General features: G+C 67.1%; 17 protein-coding genes. 9 read left to right on the plus strand and 8 right to left on the minus strand.

Translation table 11 applies throughout. The features are described from left to right. The first annotated feature begins 91 nt into the window (after nt 1-91). Genes Ga0080574_RS08545 through Ga0080574_RS08560 form a run of 4 tightly spaced genes read left to right on the plus strand, consistent with a single transcriptional unit; the run spans nt 92 to nt 3,323 of the window. A complete protein-coding gene (locus Ga0080574_RS08545) occupies nt 92-925 on the plus strand; it encodes a UDP-2,3-diacylglucosamine diphosphatase (protein WP_076697121.1) in 834 nt (277 codons plus the stop codon). Further along, nucleotides 922-2,049 (plus strand): ceramide glucosyltransferase, encoded by a 1,128-nt coding sequence (locus Ga0080574_RS08550; RefSeq protein ID WP_076697126.1) that lies wholly within the window; start codon nt 922-924, stop codon nt 2,047-2,049. The genes Ga0080574_RS08545 and Ga0080574_RS08550 overlap by 4 nt, the downstream gene beginning before the upstream one ends. A 3-nt stretch (nt 2,050-2,052) precedes the next feature. Continuing rightward, nucleotides 2,053-2,625 carry a DedA family protein gene (locus Ga0080574_RS08555; protein ID WP_076697131.1) on the plus strand — a complete coding sequence of 191 codons (573 nt, stop codon included), beginning with the start codon at nt 2,053-2,055 and terminating at the stop codon, nt 2,623-2,625. Further along, nucleotides 2,622-3,323, plus strand: coding sequence for a glycosyltransferase family 2 protein (locus tag Ga0080574_RS08560; protein WP_076697136.1), 702 nt, complete (start codon nt 2,622-2,624; stop codon nt 3,321-3,323). The genes Ga0080574_RS08555 and Ga0080574_RS08560 overlap by 4 nt, the downstream gene beginning before the upstream one ends. On the opposite strand, the gene Ga0080574_RS08565 is transcribed toward Ga0080574_RS08560, so the two are convergent. Beyond that, entirely contained in the window at nt 3,303-3,923 is a 621-nt protein-coding gene (locus Ga0080574_RS08565) for a TetR/AcrR family transcriptional regulator (RefSeq protein WP_076697141.1), read from the minus strand. The genes Ga0080574_RS08560 and Ga0080574_RS08565 overlap by 21 nt on opposite strands. A gap of 104 nt (nt 3,924-4,027) precedes the next feature. Here Ga0080574_RS08565 and Ga0080574_RS08570 point away from each other — a divergent pair, with 104 nt between their 5' ends. Genes Ga0080574_RS08570 through Ga0080574_RS08580 form a run of 3 tightly spaced genes read left to right on the plus strand, consistent with a single transcriptional unit; the run spans nt 4,028 to nt 6,056 of the window. Beyond that, on the plus strand, nt 4,028-4,705 hold the full coding sequence (locus Ga0080574_RS08570) for a PspA/IM30 family protein (RefSeq protein WP_076697146.1): 678 nt from the start codon (nt 4,028-4,030) through the stop codon (nt 4,703-4,705). A 40-nt stretch (nt 4,706-4,745) separates the two neighbouring features. Next, complete coding sequence (locus Ga0080574_RS08575) at nt 4,746-5,024, plus strand: YiaA/YiaB family inner membrane protein (protein ID WP_076697151.1); 279 nt, start codon at nt 4,746-4,748, stop codon at nt 5,022-5,024. 54 nt (nt 5,025-5,078) lie between these two features. Next, the gene (locus Ga0080574_RS08580; protein WP_076697156.1) at nt 5,079-6,056 is read left to right on the plus strand and encodes an Lnb N-terminal periplasmic domain-containing protein; all 978 of its coding nucleotides are present in this window, start codon (nt 5,079-5,081) and stop codon (nt 6,054-6,056) included. Nucleotides 6,057-6,062: 6 nt separating this feature from the next. On the opposite strand, the gene Ga0080574_RS08585 is transcribed toward Ga0080574_RS08580, so the two are convergent. Genes Ga0080574_RS08585 through Ga0080574_RS08600 form a run of 4 tightly spaced genes read right to left on the minus strand, consistent with a single transcriptional unit; the run spans nt 6,063 to nt 9,713 of the window. Further along, a complete protein-coding gene (locus Ga0080574_RS08585) occupies nt 6,063-7,187 on the minus strand; it encodes an ABC transporter permease (protein ID WP_076697160.1) in 1,125 nt (374 codons plus the stop codon). After that, on the minus strand, nt 7,184-8,107 hold the full coding sequence (locus Ga0080574_RS08590) for an ABC transporter ATP-binding protein (RefSeq protein WP_076697164.1): 924 nt from the start codon (nt 8,105-8,107) through the stop codon (nt 7,184-7,186). Before Ga0080574_RS08590 ends, Ga0080574_RS08585 begins: the two co-directional genes overlap by 4 nt. Continuing rightward, nucleotides 8,104-9,057 carry an HlyD family secretion protein gene (locus tag Ga0080574_RS08595; RefSeq protein ID WP_076697169.1) on the minus strand — a complete coding sequence of 318 codons (954 nt, stop codon included), beginning with the start codon at nt 9,055-9,057 and terminating at the stop codon, nt 8,104-8,106. The genes Ga0080574_RS08590 and Ga0080574_RS08595 overlap by 4 nt, the downstream gene beginning before the upstream one ends. Beyond that, complete coding sequence (locus Ga0080574_RS08600; protein ID WP_076697174.1) at nt 9,054-9,713, minus strand: DUF1956 domain-containing protein; 660 nt, start codon at nt 9,711-9,713, stop codon at nt 9,054-9,056. The genes Ga0080574_RS08595 and Ga0080574_RS08600 overlap by 4 nt, the downstream gene beginning before the upstream one ends. A gap of 193 nt (nt 9,714-9,906) precedes the next feature. Here Ga0080574_RS08600 and Ga0080574_RS08605 point away from each other — a divergent pair, with 193 nt between their 5' ends. Then, entirely contained in the window at nt 9,907-11,649 is a 1,743-nt protein-coding gene (locus Ga0080574_RS08605) for a PHA/PHB synthase family protein (RefSeq protein WP_076697180.1), read from the plus strand. On the opposite strand, the gene Ga0080574_RS08610 is transcribed toward Ga0080574_RS08605, so the two are convergent. Continuing rightward, nucleotides 11,634-11,975 (minus strand): phasin family protein, encoded by a 342-nt coding sequence (locus tag Ga0080574_RS08610; RefSeq protein ID WP_076697183.1) that lies wholly within the window; start codon nt 11,973-11,975, stop codon nt 11,634-11,636. The two genes, Ga0080574_RS08605 and Ga0080574_RS08610, sit on opposite strands and share 16 nt — an antisense overlap. A 119-nt stretch (nt 11,976-12,094) precedes the next feature. Here Ga0080574_RS08610 and Ga0080574_RS08615 point away from each other — a divergent pair, with 119 nt between their 5' ends. Further along, on the plus strand, nt 12,095-13,615 hold the full coding sequence (locus Ga0080574_RS08615; protein WP_076697188.1) for a bifunctional aminoglycoside phosphotransferase/ATP-binding protein: 1,521 nt from the start codon (nt 12,095-12,097) through the stop codon (nt 13,613-13,615). A gap of 59 nt (nt 13,616-13,674) precedes the next feature. On the opposite strand, the gene Ga0080574_RS08620 is transcribed toward Ga0080574_RS08615, so the two are convergent. Beyond that, complete coding sequence (locus tag Ga0080574_RS08620; protein WP_076697193.1) at nt 13,675-13,959, minus strand: YrhK family protein; 285 nt, start codon at nt 13,957-13,959, stop codon at nt 13,675-13,677. 114 nt (nt 13,960-14,073) lie between these two features. Further along, a complete protein-coding gene (pheS, locus tag Ga0080574_RS08625; protein WP_076697198.1) occupies nt 14,074-15,144 on the minus strand; it encodes a phenylalanine--tRNA ligase subunit alpha in 1,071 nt (356 codons plus the stop codon). Nucleotides 15,145-15,218: the final 74 nt, after the last annotated feature.

The following is a 15,218-nucleotide window of genomic DNA, read 5'->3' on the forward strand; positions in this document are numbered from 1 at the left end:
ACCTGAAGAGCTTTCATTGCGTTAAGTCTCGTCACATTCCCGATACATCCTACCGCCATAAGGCGGGCGAGCGAAGAAGGAAGATGCCCGAATGCCGTCCTCTCCTGCCGGCACCGACGCCCGCCAGACCCTGCGAAGCCTGTTCCTCTCCGACCTGCATCTCGGGGCCCGCGCCAGCCGCCCGGCGCAGGTTCTGGAGTTCCTCCGCGACATCGAAGCCGAGACGATCTATCTCGTCGGCGACATCTTCGACATCTGGCATGGCGGCCGCATCCACTGGAGCGACAGCCACGAGGCGGTGCTCGCCGATCTTCGCGCCCGCGCGACCGATGGCGCACGGATCGTCTACCTGCCCGGCAACCACGATTCCGCCATGCGCGCGCCCGACGCCAGGGTCGAAGGCTGGGAGCTGCGCGAGGCCGTGGTCCACAAGGCCGCCGACGGGCGCCGCTATCTGGTGATGCATGGCGACCAGTGCGACCCGCGTTTCCTGCGCTGGCATTTCATGACTCGGCTCGGCAGCCGGCTCGACGCGATGCTGCGCCAGATCGACGACTGGCACCGCCGCAACGCCACGCTCGACCGCCACAGCCGCAGCCCGGCACAGCGGGTGATCGACCGCGCCAACCGCGTCATGGCCATGGGCGACCGGTTCGAGAACCGGCTGACCACACTGGCCCGCGCCGCAGGCGTGGCAGGCGTGATCTGCGGCCATTCGCACAAACCCGCACTGCGCCAGCGCGACGGCATCATGTACGCCAATTGCGGCGACTGGATCGACAGCCTGACCGCCCTCGGCGAAGATCGGCAGGGCCGCATGCGGCTGATCGAATACAGCCCCGAGCGCGCCCGCACCCCGGCACGCCCGCTGCCGCCGCAGCAGGCTCCCAACGAGGGCGGCGCGCTCGCCGGAGGCATCGCATGACCGAGTTTCTGCTGTTCTGCGCCCTTGCCGTACCGCTCGCCGCGCATCTGCTCAGCGCCGGCCTCACCGCGCGCCGTTACCACCGGCCGGCACCACCCAAGGCGGATGACAGCGCCCTGCCCTATATTTCGCTGGTGCGCCCGGTCTGCGGGCTCGACACGTTCGACGCCGAAACGCTGGCCTCCTCCTTCATGCAGGATTACCCGCGCTACGAGGTGATCTTTTGCGCGCCCTCGCAAAACGACCCCGCCGTGCCGCTGGTGCAGCGGCTCATCGCCGACAATCCGCAGATCGAGGCGACGCTGCTCTTCGGTGAGACGCCCATCAGCGGCAATCCCAAGCTCAACAATCTGCACAAAGGCTATCTCGCGGCGCGCAGCGAATGGGTCGCGATGACCGACAGCAACCTGCTCTTGCCGTGCGACTATCTGCGCACCCTCGTCGCAAGCTGGCGCGAGAATACCGGGCTCGTCTCCTCGCCGCCCGCCGGCATCCGGCCCGGCAATTTCTGGGGCGCGCTTGAATGCGCCTTCCTGAACAGCTCGCAGGGGCGCTGGCAGCTCGCGGCGGATTCGCTCGGCTTCGGCTTTGCCCAGGGCAAGACCCTGTTCTGGAACCGCAACGTGCTCGAAGCCGGCGGCGGCCTGCCGGCGCTGGGGCGCAACCTCGCCGAGGATGTCGCCTCGACCAAGCTGGTGCGCGATCAGGGCCGGTATGTGCGCCTGACGCCGAGGCTCTTTCCGCAGCCCATCGGCAAGCGCAGCGCCCGCGCCGTCTGGGACCGGCAGCTGCGCTGGAGCCGCGTGCGCCGCGACGGCTTTCCGATGATCTTCAGCGCCGAAATCGCTCAGGGCCCGCTGATCCCGCTGGCCGCCCTCGCTACGCTGGTGGCCATGGGCGCGCTGCCCGCATCCACGCTGATCGCGCTGCCGCTGGTCTGGTACGGTGCCGAACTGGCACTGGCCCGCAGCGCCGGCTGGCCCGCCTCCCCGCGCGATCTGATGGCGATGCTGCTGCGCGATCTCTTGCTTCCGGCGCTCTGGCTTGCCACATGGACAGGGCGCGGCTTTACATGGCGCGGAACGGATATGGCGCCCGAGTCCCCGGCGGGCCCGGCGGAGTAGCACTTGTTGGGATTGGAGACAGTTGCAGCCCTGATCGCCAAGAACGGGCTGGCCATCCTGGCGCCCATCGCGGTGCTGGAAGGCCCCATCGTGACGGTCATCGCCGCATGGCTCGCCAGCCGCGGGCTGCTCGATGTCTGGAGCGTCAGCATCGTGGTGATCCTCGCCGACATGGTGGGCGACATGGGGTTCTACGCGCTCGGGCGATGGGGGCTGCACAGGCTGCCCCTGCGCTGGCGCTACCGCATGGGGCTGAGCCGCGCGCGGCTCGCCCAGGTCGCCGGCCATTTCCAGAAAAATGGCAGCCGCACGCTGGTGATCGGCAAGCTCACCCATTCCGCCGGCGCCGCCGTGCTGGTGGCGGCGGGGCTCGCCAAGATGCCGATGTTCCGCTTCTTCTGGGTCAACCTGCTGGCCACCATCCCGAAAAGCCTGTTCTTCGTGGCGCTCGGCTATGCCTTCGGCGCGGCCTACAGCAAGATCGACGACTGGATCGCGCGGATCTCTTTGCTGCTGCTCGGCGTTCTGGTCATGGCCGGGATCGTCTGGCTGCTGAAAAGGACGACGCGCAAATGACCGACACGCCCCGGCTCTCCTGCATCATCCCCGCCTATAACGAGGCGCCCCGCATCGGCGCCGTTCTGGCGGCCGTGCTGGATCACCCGCTGATCTGCGAGGTGATCGTGGTCGATGACGGCTCCTCCGACGGCACCGCAGACTGTGCCGAGGCGCTGGCGACAGACGCGCCCACGCTGCGGGTGATCCGGCAGCCGCAGAACGGCGGCAAGAGCCGCGCCGTGGCCACCGGGATCGAGGCGGCGCGGGGCGAGCATCTGCTGCTGCTCGACAGCGATCTTCTGGGGCTCGACGCGGATCATCTGAGCGACCTCATCGCGCCGGTGCTAGAGCGCCGCGCCGATGCCGCGATCAGCCTGCGCCGCAATGCGCCGCTGCTCTGGCGCGCGCTGGGGATCGACTACATCTCGGGCGAACGGGTGATGCCGCGCGCGCTGCTCGCCGCCCATACCGGCACGCTGCGCGGCCTGCCCCGCTTCGGGCTGGAGGTGTTCATAAACCGGCTCTGGCTGAGCGACGGGCTGCGGCTGGCCATCGTGCGCTGGCCCGGCGTCGACAGCCCGCTCAAGCACACCAAGCGCGGCGGCTGGATCGACGGGCTGCGCGCCGATGCAGCCATGCTGCGCGACATCTTCCGCACGGTGCCGCCCGCAGAAACCCTGCGCCAGATCCTCGCGCTACGCGCCCGCCGGATCTGAATCGGACCGGCTGCCCCGGGTCATCGTCGCCACCAGCGCCGCCACCTCGTCCACCAGGCATTCCTGCGGAACGCCGACGAATCGCCCCTGAAGCGAAAGCTGCACCACCCCGTGCACGGCGGCAAAGGTGGTCTGCGCGCGCAGCCGAAGCGCCTCGGGATCGAGATCGGGACGCAGGGCGCCCAGCGGCGCGATGATCTCGGCGATCAGCACCGCATGGTCGTCGCGGTGCCAGTCGGGCATCGTCACGCCATCGGGCAACCGATGTTCGAACAGCGCCGACCAGAGCCGCTGGTTGTCGCAGGCAAAATCCACATAGGCCCGCGCCAGCGCCTGCAATTCGGTCGCGGCATCGGCGCCGTCGCGGCGCGCCGCATGCAACGCCGCGCCCAGCCGTGCCAGCGTGCGCGAGTTCACATGCAGCACCAGCATGTCGAGATCCTCGAAGGCATTATACAGCGCGCCCAGCGCGCAGCCCGCCTGCGCGGTCACCTCGCGCGCCTTCAGCCCGGCCAGCCCCTTCTCCAGGATCTGTGCCTCGGCGGCCTCGATCAGCCGGCGCTTCAGATCGGCGCGTTTCTCTTCCCGGGTCGTCGCCATACGGCCTCCAAATTACTTTGAACAGCGTTCAAAGTAACTCTTGAACGACGTTCATTCTTCTGGCATCAAGTCCATGAACACGGTTCATAGAGTTGGAGGCCCTGATGTTCAAGACATTGATCACCCTGGTCCGCGGCCAGAGCGCCGATACCGCCCAGGCAATCACCGATGCCAATGCGCTCACCATCCTGCGCCAGCAGCTGCGCGATGCCGCACATGGCGTGGAAAGCGCCAAACGCTCGGTGGCGGTGGTGATCGCCTATGGCGAGCGCGAGAAAAAGGCGCTGCACCGGATCGCCCAGCAGATCGAGGATCTGGAGGCGCGGGCGCTGGATGCGCTCGACAAGGGCCGCGAGGATCTGGCCACCGAAGCCGCCGCCGCCATCGCAGAGCTGGAGGCCGAGCGCGGCAATACCGAAAAGGCCATCGCCACCTACGATGCCGAAACCCGCCGGCTGCGCGAAGAAGTCAGCCTCGCCGAACAGCGCCTGCGCGTGCTTCAGCGCGGCAAGCAGCTGGCCGATGCCACGGCGAAATCACAGCGCGTGCGCGGCACCATGCCCGATGGCGTGATCAACAGCCTGCGCGAAGCCGAGGCGACACTCGAACGCCTGCAAGACCGGCAGGGCCTGTCCGAAGCGACCGCCGTTGCCATGGCCGATCTCTCCGCCACCGGCAGCGCCGAGGCCACCAGCGCAAGGCTGGCCGCCGCCGGATGCGGCGCACCGCTGCGTCCCGACGCCGCCGCCGTGCTCGACCGGCTCAAACAGACCCGCACCTGAACTCCTCCTTCCCCTTCCCGAAAACACAGGAACCAGACCGATGACCCAGTACACCCCGAAAGTCTCCAAAGCCTGGAACATCTTCACCTATGCAAACTTCTCCATCGCCGCTCTGATGATGGCCGGCGGCATCTATTCGCTCGAAGCCAGCTTTTCGGCCAAGGGCTATTATGCCATGGCCGCGCTGATGCTGGTCTATTCCACCGCTGCCATCACCAAAGCCTTGCGCGACAAGGAAGAATCGGACCGGATCTATAACAAGCTCGAAGATGCGCGCACCGAGCGCCTGCTTGCCGAAGTCAGCGGCGAAAACGAATGACCCTGTCCCGGGCGGCCCCGCGCCGCCCGCAGGCTGCCCGATAAGGAAAAGACCATGACCCGCCCGTTCCGTTTCCTCGCCCATCTGCTCTTTGCCCTGACAGTGCTTGCCGGCGCCGGCTGGAGCGGCATGGCGCTCTGGCTGCACCTTGAAGGGCCTGCCCGCATCGCGGCGCTCGCGGCTCTGGCGGTGGCGCTCTGCCTCGCCTTTGCCGCCCGGCTGCGCCAGAGGCGCCTCGGCTGGGCGGTGCTGGCCGCCTCGGCGCTGGCGGTGGCGGGCTGGTACATGACCATCACCCCGAGCCAGGACCGCGACTGGGCCGTCGATGTCTCGCGTGGGGTCAAGGCGCGGGTCGCCGGCGATCTCGTCACGCTCACCGATCTGCGCGATTTCGACTGGCGCAGCCCCGACGACGCCACCCATCGCTGGACCGAGCGCACCGTCGATCTCGCGCAGCTCGAAACCGTCGACATGATCACCTCTGTCTGGGACAACCCCGACATCGCCCATCTGCTGGTGAGCTTCGGCTTTGCGGATGGTGAGCATGTGGTGTTCTCGGTCGAGATCCGCCGCGAGGCCGACGAGGCCTTCAACGAGATCGGCGGGTTCTTCCGCCAGTTCGAGCTGGTGCTGATCGGCGCGACCGAGGAGGATATCGTCAAGCTGCGCACCAATTACCGCAAGGAGCAGGTCAGGCTCTTCCCGGTGGCGCTTTCGGCCGAGCACCGGCGGGCGCTGTTCATGGCCTATGTCGAGCTGGCACAGCAACTGGAGGCGCAGCCGCGTTTCTACAACACGCTGCTCGCCAATTGCACGACGGTGGTCTACGGGCTGGCGCAGGCGCTCAAGGCGGATCTGCCGATCGACCGCCGGCTGATCCTCTCGGCGCGGCTGCCGGAATATCTCGACTCGCTGGGCGTGCTCGGGGGAAATGGCAGCCTTGAGGAGCGCCGCGCCGCCGCCCTGATCACCGACAAGGCGCAGGCCGCCGGCGACGACGCGGATTATTCCGCCGCGATCCGCGCCGACTGAGCCCGCTCAGTCGAGCGTCCGGCGGAAGCGCATGAGGGCGGCCAGCGACAGCAGCAGCACAAAGAGCAGCAGCGCCGCCATCGACTGCGCCACGGTCTGCACATCCGCGCCCTTCAGCATGACCGAGCGGATGAGCCGCAGGAAATGGGTGAGCGGAAAGATCTCGCCCAGCGCCTGCGCCCAGCCCGGCATGCCGCGATAGGGGAACATGAAGCCCGAAAGCATCAGCGAGGGCAGAAAGAAGAAAAAGGTCAGCTGCATCGCCTGCATCTGCGTCCGCGCCACGGTCGAGATCAGATAGCCGAGGATCACCAGCGACAGCACGAAGACGAAGATCCCGATCAGGATCACCGACAGATGCCCGACCATCGGAATGCCGAAGATCGCCTTCGACGCCACCAGCACCACCACGACCTGCACCGCCCCCACGCCAAGATAGGGTACCACCTTGCCCAGCATGATCTCCAGCGGCGTGGCGGGCATCGACAGCAGGTTCTCCATCGTGCCGCGCTCGGTCTCGCGCGTGAGCGCCATGGCGGTCATCATCACCATGGTCAGTTGCAAGATCACCCCCAGCAGCCCCGGCACGATATTGTACTGCGTGATCCCTTCCGGGTTGTAGCGCTTGTGCACCACCACCGAGAGCGCCGGCCCGCTGCCCTGCGGCAGTCCCGCCTCGCGCTCCAGCGCCTCGGTCGCCACCGTGCCAAGGGTCGAGATCGCGCCGGAGGCCGCCGCCGGGTCGGTGGCGTCGGCCTCGATCAGGATCGACGGATCGTCGCCGCGCTCAACCCGACGCCCGAAATCCGAGGGCACCGTGACGACAAAGACCACATCGCCACGGGTGATCATCTCCTCCGCCTCCGCAGCCGTCGCGCCGGGTGCGATGAAGCGGTAATAACCGGTCAGTTCCAGCGCGCTGACCATGGCGCGGGTGAACCTGTCCTGCGTCGGCGCCACCAGCGCGGCGGGCAGCTCCTTGGGGTCGTTGTTGATGGCGAAACCAAAGAGCATCAGCTGCACCAGCGGAATGCCGATCATCATCGCAAAGGTCAGCCGGTCGCGGCGCATCTGGATGGTTTCCTTGACCAGCAGCGCCCAGAGCCGCGCGAGCGAGAGAACCCGGGTCATGACATATTGTCCTGCGCATCGCCCATGAGCTGGATGAACACATCCTCAAGGCTGGTCTCGGCGGGCGCCGCCTCGGTGCCGGTCTCCTCCGCCACCCGCGCCACCGTCTCGCGCAGAGCCGCGCCGTCGCGGCCCACCACATGCAGCGTGGTGCCGAAGGGCGCGATCTGATCGACCCCCGCCGCGCCCTCCAGGCGCCGCGCCGCCTCGCCCGCGCGGGTGCCCGAGATCACCATCGTGGTGAGCCCCGCATCGCGCACCACCTCGGCCACCGTGCCGCGCGCCACCAGCGTGCCGTAAGAGATGTAGTTGATCCGGTGGCAACGCTCTGCCTCATCCATGTAATGGGTCGAGACCAGAACGGTCAGACCGTCGGCGGCCAGCCGGTGGATCTCGTCCCAGAAATCGCGCCGCGCCTTGGGATCGACCCCGGCGGTGGGCTCGTCGAGCATCAGGAGCTTCGGGCGGTGCATGACACAGGCCGCGAGCGCCAGCCGCTGTTTCCAGCCGCCCGAGAGCGACCCGGCAAGCTGATCCCGGCGCGAGTACAGCCCCAGATCCTGAAGCGTCTCGCGCACCACGCGGCGGCGCCCGGCCATGCGGTAGAGCCCCGCGACGAAATTCAGGTTCTCCTCGATGGTCAGGTCTTCGTAGAAGGAAAAGCGCTGGGTCATATAGCCCACCTCGCGCTTGATCGCGCCGCGCTCTGTCTGGATGTCGTGGCCCAGCACTCGCCCGCTGCCGCCATCGGGCTGCAACAGCCCGCACATCAGCCGGATCGTGGTGGTCTTGCCCGAGCCGTTGGGCCCGAGAAACCCGGCGATCTCGCCTCTCTCGACGCTGAGCGAGACCCGGTCGACCACCGTCTTGTCGCCGAACCGCTTGGTGAGATCGGTGACCGTTATGGCGGGCTCGCTCACCGCGCGTCCTCCGCCAGCGACACGTCGACGATCTGGCCGGGTTTCAGCGTACTCTCCCCGACGGGCCGCGCCTCGATGAGATAGACCAGCTTTTGCCGGTTCTCGAGCGAGTAGATCACCGGCGGGGTGAATTCCGATTCGTCGGAGATATAGGTCACCCGCGCGCGCAGCCCCGCCCCGCAGCCATCGCAGTTGATCGCCAGCGGCGTGCCCACGGCAACCCGGGAAAACTCGGTCTCCGGCACGTAGAGACGCAGCTTTACCGCGCCATCGGCCAGCATCGACAGCACCGGCGAGGACGGGCCGGCAATCTCGCCCTCGTGGCGGATCACGTCGAACACGGTGCCAGTGGCCGGCGCGGTGAGGCTGCGCTGGTCGAGATCCCAGCGCGCCTGATCGCGCGCCGCCGCAGCCCCCTTCACCGCCGCCTCGGCGGCGGCGATCTCCTGCGCGCGGGCGGGCAACCGCGCCACCGCAAGCTCCGCCTCGATCTGCGCCACCTGCGCATCGGCCACCTTTGCGGCGGTCACCGCATCGTCGCGCTGGCTCTCGGTCACCGCCCCGCGCGCGGCGAGGCTCACCATCCGCTCCTCGGTGCGTGCCGCATCCTCGGCCTGTGCCTGCGCCGAGGCGAGGGAGGCCTCGATGGCGCGGATCTCTGCCGGGCGCTTGCCCTCCTGAAGATCCTGCAACTGGCTTTGCGCCTGCGCCAAGGCCGCCTCGGCCCGGGCCAGCGCGATCTCGGCATCGCGATGCTCCATCGCCACCAGCCTCTGGCCGGCCTCGACCCGGTCACCGCTGGCCACCTCCAGCCCGCGGATCTGCGCCGTGGCAACCGGTGCGATCAGGGTGAAATCCCCCTCCACATAGCCCGTCGCCAGCGGGCCGGGCGCCGCGCAGGCGGAAAACAGCGCGGCGGCGAAGGGCAGCGCACAGAGCAATCCGGTCATATCCGGCTCCTTTCCAGCGCGGCGTGAAGCTGCGCCACGAGATGATCGGCGATGCGCCCGGCCTCATCCGGCCCAAGCGTCTCCCAGCCCATGCCACGCAGCACCACCGGCTGGCCGATGCGGAAGTAAAGCGCCTGGCCGATCATCGCGAAGACCGACAGGCGCACAGCCTCGCTGTCGGCGGGCTGGCCGGTGGCGGCGCCCCAGAGCGCGCAAAGCTCGCGATGCTTGGGGCCGAGAAAACGCTGAAACATCAGCTCGACGATTTCCGGCGATTCGTTCAGCTCGCGCACCATGAAGCCGACAAAGCCCTGCGCGCCCTCGCCGACCAGCAGCAGCCCGACGAGCCCGCGCAGCGCCTTTTCCAGCGCCGCCGTGGCCGCCTCGGGGGTGATCGCGCCATGGGTGCGCGGCAGGCCGACCGCTTCGGCGATGCGCTCCGCCGCCGCCTCGGCACAGGCCCGGCGCAGACCTGCCTTGCCACCGAAATGATAAGCGATGGAGGCGACATTGGTGTCGGCGCGCGCCGCAAGCTTGCGGATGCTGGTCGCCGCATAGCCCGCCTCGCCGAACAGCGCGAACCCTGCCGCGATCAGGTTGCTGCGGGTGCTTTCCGCCGGCGCGGCGGTGCTGGACAACTCGGAAGAACGGCTCATGGGGCATGCATTAATCAATCATTTGATTGAATTCAATTCACGTTTCCGTCTCCCACCTTGTGAGTCGCCATAAAAAAGTTACGCTAACACGCCAGACACGATGCGAATTCACGGAATTTTCTTGCGCTTGATCAAGACATTCCAAAGCAGATCGTGGCAAAGAATTTCCACAAACACCGTTCGGAGAGAGGCCATGAAACACGCCGGAAACATCCCTCCAGCCGACGCCGTCCCGACGCGCGATGCCGAGCGTCACAACGCCATCGACCGCGCCTTTCACGCCACCATCGGCAGCCTGACCGGCGGGCTCTCGCCCATGGGGCTGGCCACCGCCTGGTTCGACTGGGGCGTGCATCTCGCCGGATCGCCGGCCAAGCAGGCGGAACTTCAGGAGCGCGCCGTCGCCAACGGTGCTCGCGCCCTGCAATCGGCGGTCAGCTGTCCGCTCTCGCCCGCCGGCGAGGGATGCGCCGAGATGGAGGCCGACAAGCGGTTTCGCGACGAGGAATGGCAGCGTTACCCGTTCAACATGCTGGCGCAGTGGTTCCTGCTGACCGAAGACTGGTGGCACGCGGCCACCACCGGTGTGCAGGGCATCGCGCCGCGCCACGCGCAGATGACCAATTTCCTCGCGCGGCAGGCGCTCGACATGATGGCGCCCTCGAACTACGCGCTGACAAACCCGGTGGTGCTCGACCGTACCCAACAGGAACAGGGCGCCAATCTGGTGCGCGGCTTCCGCAACTGGCTGGAGGATTTCGCCAACTATGCCGAAAACGCCCCGCCGGACACCGGCGATTTCAAGGTCGGCGAGAATGTCGCGATCACACCCGGCGAGGTGGTCTATCGCAACCGGCTGATCGAGCTGATCCGCTACCGCCCCACCACCAAGGAGGTGAAGGCCGAGCCGCTGCTGATCGTACCCGCCTGGATCATGAAATACTACATCCTCGATCTCTCGGCGCATAACTCGATGGTGCGTTTCCTCGTCGATCAGGGGATCGAGGTCTACATGATCTCGTGGCTGAACCCCGGCGAGGCGGATTCCGAGCTGTCGATGGAGGATTACGTCCGCCTCGGCATCTTCGAAGCGCTCGACACCATCGGCAAGGCGGTGCCCGATCAGAAGATCCACGCCGCCGGCTACTGCCTCGGCGGAACGCTGCTGTCGATCGCCGCCGCCGCCATGGCACGCGAAAAGGACGACCGGCTGGCCTCGCTGACGCTGCTCGCCGCGCAGGTCGATTTCACCGAAGCCGGCGAGATCACGCTCTTTACCGATGACAGCCAGGTGGCCTTTCTCGAGGATATCATGGCCGAGCAGGGCTATCTGAAATCCGACCAGATGGCCGGCGCCTTCCAGATGCTGCGCTCCAACGACCTGATCTGGTCGCGCACCATCCGCGATTACCTGCTGGGCGAGCGCGGCGGCATGAACGACCTGATGGCCTGGAATGCCGACGCTACCCGCATGCCCGCCACGATGCATTCGGAATATCTGCGCAAACTGTTTCTCGAAAACCGGCTGGCGCTTGGCCAGTACAAGGTCGGCGGGCGGCTTGTTTCGGTCGAGGATATCGAGACGCCGCTCTTTGCGGTGGGCACCGAGAAAGACCATGTGGCGCCGTGGAAATCGGTCTGGAAAATCACCCGCTTCGCCGATGGCAGCAATACCTTCCTGCTGACCAGCGGCGGGCATAATGCGGGCATCGTCTCCGAGCCCGGCCACCCGCGCCGGCATTACCGCATCGGAGAGGTGCCGGGACACGCTCTGGCCGCAGAGACATGGAAAGGCGCTCACGCCCCGATCGAAGGATCCTGGTGGCCCGCCTGGGCCGAGTGGCTAACCGCGCACTCCACCGGCACACGCGCGGCGGCCGAGAAACCGGCGCTGCCCTCGCTCGGGGCAGCACCTGGAACTTACGTCTTCGGCTGATCCGCCGCCGGCTGCGGGAAGAACAGGCGCTGTGTCAACTCGGACACGCGCCCCGCATGCATCCGGTAGTCGGCCACCGCCTTGCGGAAGAAGCCGGCCTGGATCTGGAGCATCTCCACCGGGCTCTTGCAATGCAGCAGCTGATGCTGGGTTGCCACATCCTCGCGGATCCGGTCCGCATAGAAGGACTGCATCTCGTCGCCGTAATCGAGCCATGCATCCAACATGGCCGTCGCGGCGAACGGCTCAAGCGTCCAGCGAATGTGGAAGTCGCGGTCAGTCGTACCGTCGGTTTCGAGACGGTCTTTGGTAGCGATCATGTTCATGACAAACCTCCGCCCTTTGATGACGGTCGTATTTTATCACAGGTTGGGCGTAACGCCATTGATTCCGGTCATAGCCAACCCTTCGGGGCCTGTAACAAACTATCGCGCGGGAGGCACCTATGCCCGACGACCAATCAGAAGCGATCACCTATCTCTCGGACCCGGCCAGCCATGGCGGCGCGGACGTGAAGCATCTGCAAACCCATGGCGCGCATGTATTTCTCGCGGGCGAGACCGCCTATAAAATCAAGCGCGCCGTCGCCTACGACTATATGGACTTCTCCACCCTGTCGCTGCGCGAGGCGATGCTGCGCCGCGAATTTGATCTCAATCGCCCGACCGCGCCGCAGATCTATCGCGACGTCTGCCCGCTGACCCGCAGTCCGGAGGGCGGGCTGGAGCTGGGCGGCACCGGCGAACCGGTGGAATGGGTGCTGCGCATGACCCGCTTTCCACAGGAAAACGAGCTCTCCGCCATCGCCGAGCGCGGCGAACTGGACGATGCGCTGGCACAGGATCTGGGCCAGGCGGTGCATGACTATCACGCGCAATCGCCCCGGCGCGAGGCGGACGGCGCGCAGCTCATGGCCGATATCGTCACCGAGCTGGAGACGGCCTTTGCCGGCATGAGTGACGAGCTCGGCGCCGACCGCGCCGACAGGTTCCGCATCCTGGCACGCGAGCGACAGGCGGCGCTGGCACCGCTCATGCAGGCGCGCGGGGTGCGCGGACATATACGGCGCTGTCACGGCGATCTGCATCTAAACAATATCGTGCTGCTCGACAAGCGGCCCGTGCTCTTCGACGCGCTGGAATTCGACGAGGTGCTCGGCACCTGCGACGTGCTCTACGACCTCGCCTTCCTGATCATGGACCTGCGTCACCGCGACCTCGGTCGCTCCGCCTGCCTCGCGCTCGACGCCTGGCTGTTTGCCGCCGCCGGAGAGGAGGATGCCGGGCTCGCCGCCCTGCCCTACTTCCTTGGCATCCGCGGCGCCATCCGCGCCATGGTCGAGGTTCAGACCGGCCGCGCCACCGGCGAGATCTCCGGCCACGCGGAGCGCGCGCGCGGCTTTCTCGACGACGCGCTGGAGAGCTTCGCCGCTGGCCCGCCCACGCTGCTGGCCGTGGGCGGCATGTCCGGCACCGGCAAGACCACCCTCGCCCGCGATCTGCTGCCGCTCATCGGCCCGCCGCCCGGCGCCGTACATCTGCGCAGCGATCTGGAACGCAAGCAGCTCGCCGGCGCGGATCCGCTCGACCGGCTGCCGGCGGATGCCTATGGCGCCGAAGCGTCGGGGGCAGTCTATTGCCGGCTGCTGTCGCGCGCCGAGACCCTGCTGCAAGCGGGCCGCAGCGTGGTGATCGACGCCACATGGCTCGCCCCGGGCGAGCGCAAAGACCTCGCGGCGCTGGCCCGGCGCACCGGGGTCGCCTTCTCGGCGCTCTGGCTGGAGGCCGGGACCGCCGCGCTCCAGGCCCGTGTCAGCGCCCGGCATGGCGATGCCTCCGACGCCGATGCGACGGTGGTGGCCCGGCAGGCTCGGGATGCAAAAACGCCCGAGCACTGGCATCACGTCGATGCCACCGGGTCGGCGGAGGAGACCTTGAGACGCGCCCGCGCGGCACTGGAGCTTTAGGCTACTCGACTTCGGCACCGGAGTTTTAGGCTACTCGCCTTCCGCGCGATGGCTCTAGTCTACTCGCCTTCGGCGCGATGCGCGAGCCGGTCGAGCTTGCCCATGCGGTAAAGCTTGATCTCGCGGATCAGGCGGATGGTCGGCTTGGCCATGAAGAACACCGAACCCACGGTGAAGAGCCAGACCGCCGGGATCTCGTAGACCGGAAAGAAGAACAGCACCGAGCCCACGGTGAAACACAGCGCGGCGGCGAAATCGACCGCGGTATAGACGATCTCGAACAGCGCATAGACCCGGCGCGTATCGGCGTTGCGTTCGCGGTTGGCGTGGTGAAAGAGCTTCATGCCGGTTGGCCTCGCGACAGATTGGAGCCTTACGTTACACGCGTTGCGCCGGGATTCGCGCGGGTGGGTATCGTAGGGTGGGTTTCAAACCACCGCCCCGCCAAACCCGCGATCTTACCGCGACAGCCCGCCCCGGATCGTCGGCACGTCCAGCGCCGCAAAGCCGTAGTGCCGCAGCCAGCGCAGATCGCTGTCGAAGAAGGCGCGCAGGTCGGGGATGCCGTATTTCAGCATCGCGATCCGGTCGATCCCCATGCCGAAGGCAAAGCCCTGCCACTCTTTCGGGTCGATCCCGCCGGCCTCCAGAACCTTAGGGTGCACCATGCCGGAACCCAGCACCTCCAGCCAGTCGTCGCCCTCGCCCACCACGACCGAGCCGTCTTTCCACTGGCACTGGATGTCGACCTCCGCCGAAGGCTCGGTGAAGGGGAAATGCGAGGCGCGGAAGCGGGTCTTTACCGTGGTGCCGAAAAAGGCCGAGAAGAACTCCTCCAGAACCCATTTCAGATTGGCCATGGAGATATCGCGGTCGATCGCCAGCCCCTCGATCTGATGGAACATCGGCGTGTGGGTCTGGTCGTAATCGGCGCGATAGACGCGGCCCGGCGCCACGATGCGGATCGGCGCGCCATTCTTCTGCATGGAGCGGATCTGCACCGGCGAGGTATGGGTGCGCAGCACATGCGGCGGGCGCTCGTCGCCCTCGGCGCGGTGCATGTAGAACGTGTCCATCTCGGCGCGCGCCGGGTGGTGGCCGGGAATGTTCAGCGCGTCGAAATTGTACCAGTCTTCCTCGATCTGCGGGCCCTCGGCCACGGCAAAGCCCATATCGGCAAAGATCGCGGTGGCTTCCTCCCAGACCTGGCTGACCGGGTGGATGGTCCCGGTGCGGCGGGCGCGGCCCGGCAGGGTCACGTCGAGCCATTCGGCGGCCAGCCGTTCGTCGAGCGCGGCATCGGCCAGCGCAACCTTCTTGGCGGCGAGCGCGGAATTGATCTCGTCCTTGAGCGCGTTGAGCTTCGGCCCCATGACCTGCCGCTCCTCGGGGCTCATCTTGCCGAGGCTCCGCATCTGGAGGCTGATTTCGCCCTTCTTGCCCACCGCCTGCACGCGCAGCTCTTCGAGCGTCGCCTCGTCGGCGGCGGCGGCGATCAGGTCGATATATTTGTCGCGCAGGTCATCCATCCCGGTACCCTCGGATTGTCTGTGCGCTTCACCTACCGGGGGCGGTGCAAAGACGCAAGCCGGCAGGGGCAAAA

It is taken from the genome of Salipiger abyssi (genome assembly GCF_001975705.1).
Lineage (GTDB): Bacteria > Pseudomonadota > Alphaproteobacteria > Rhodobacterales > Rhodobacteraceae > Salipiger > Salipiger abyssi.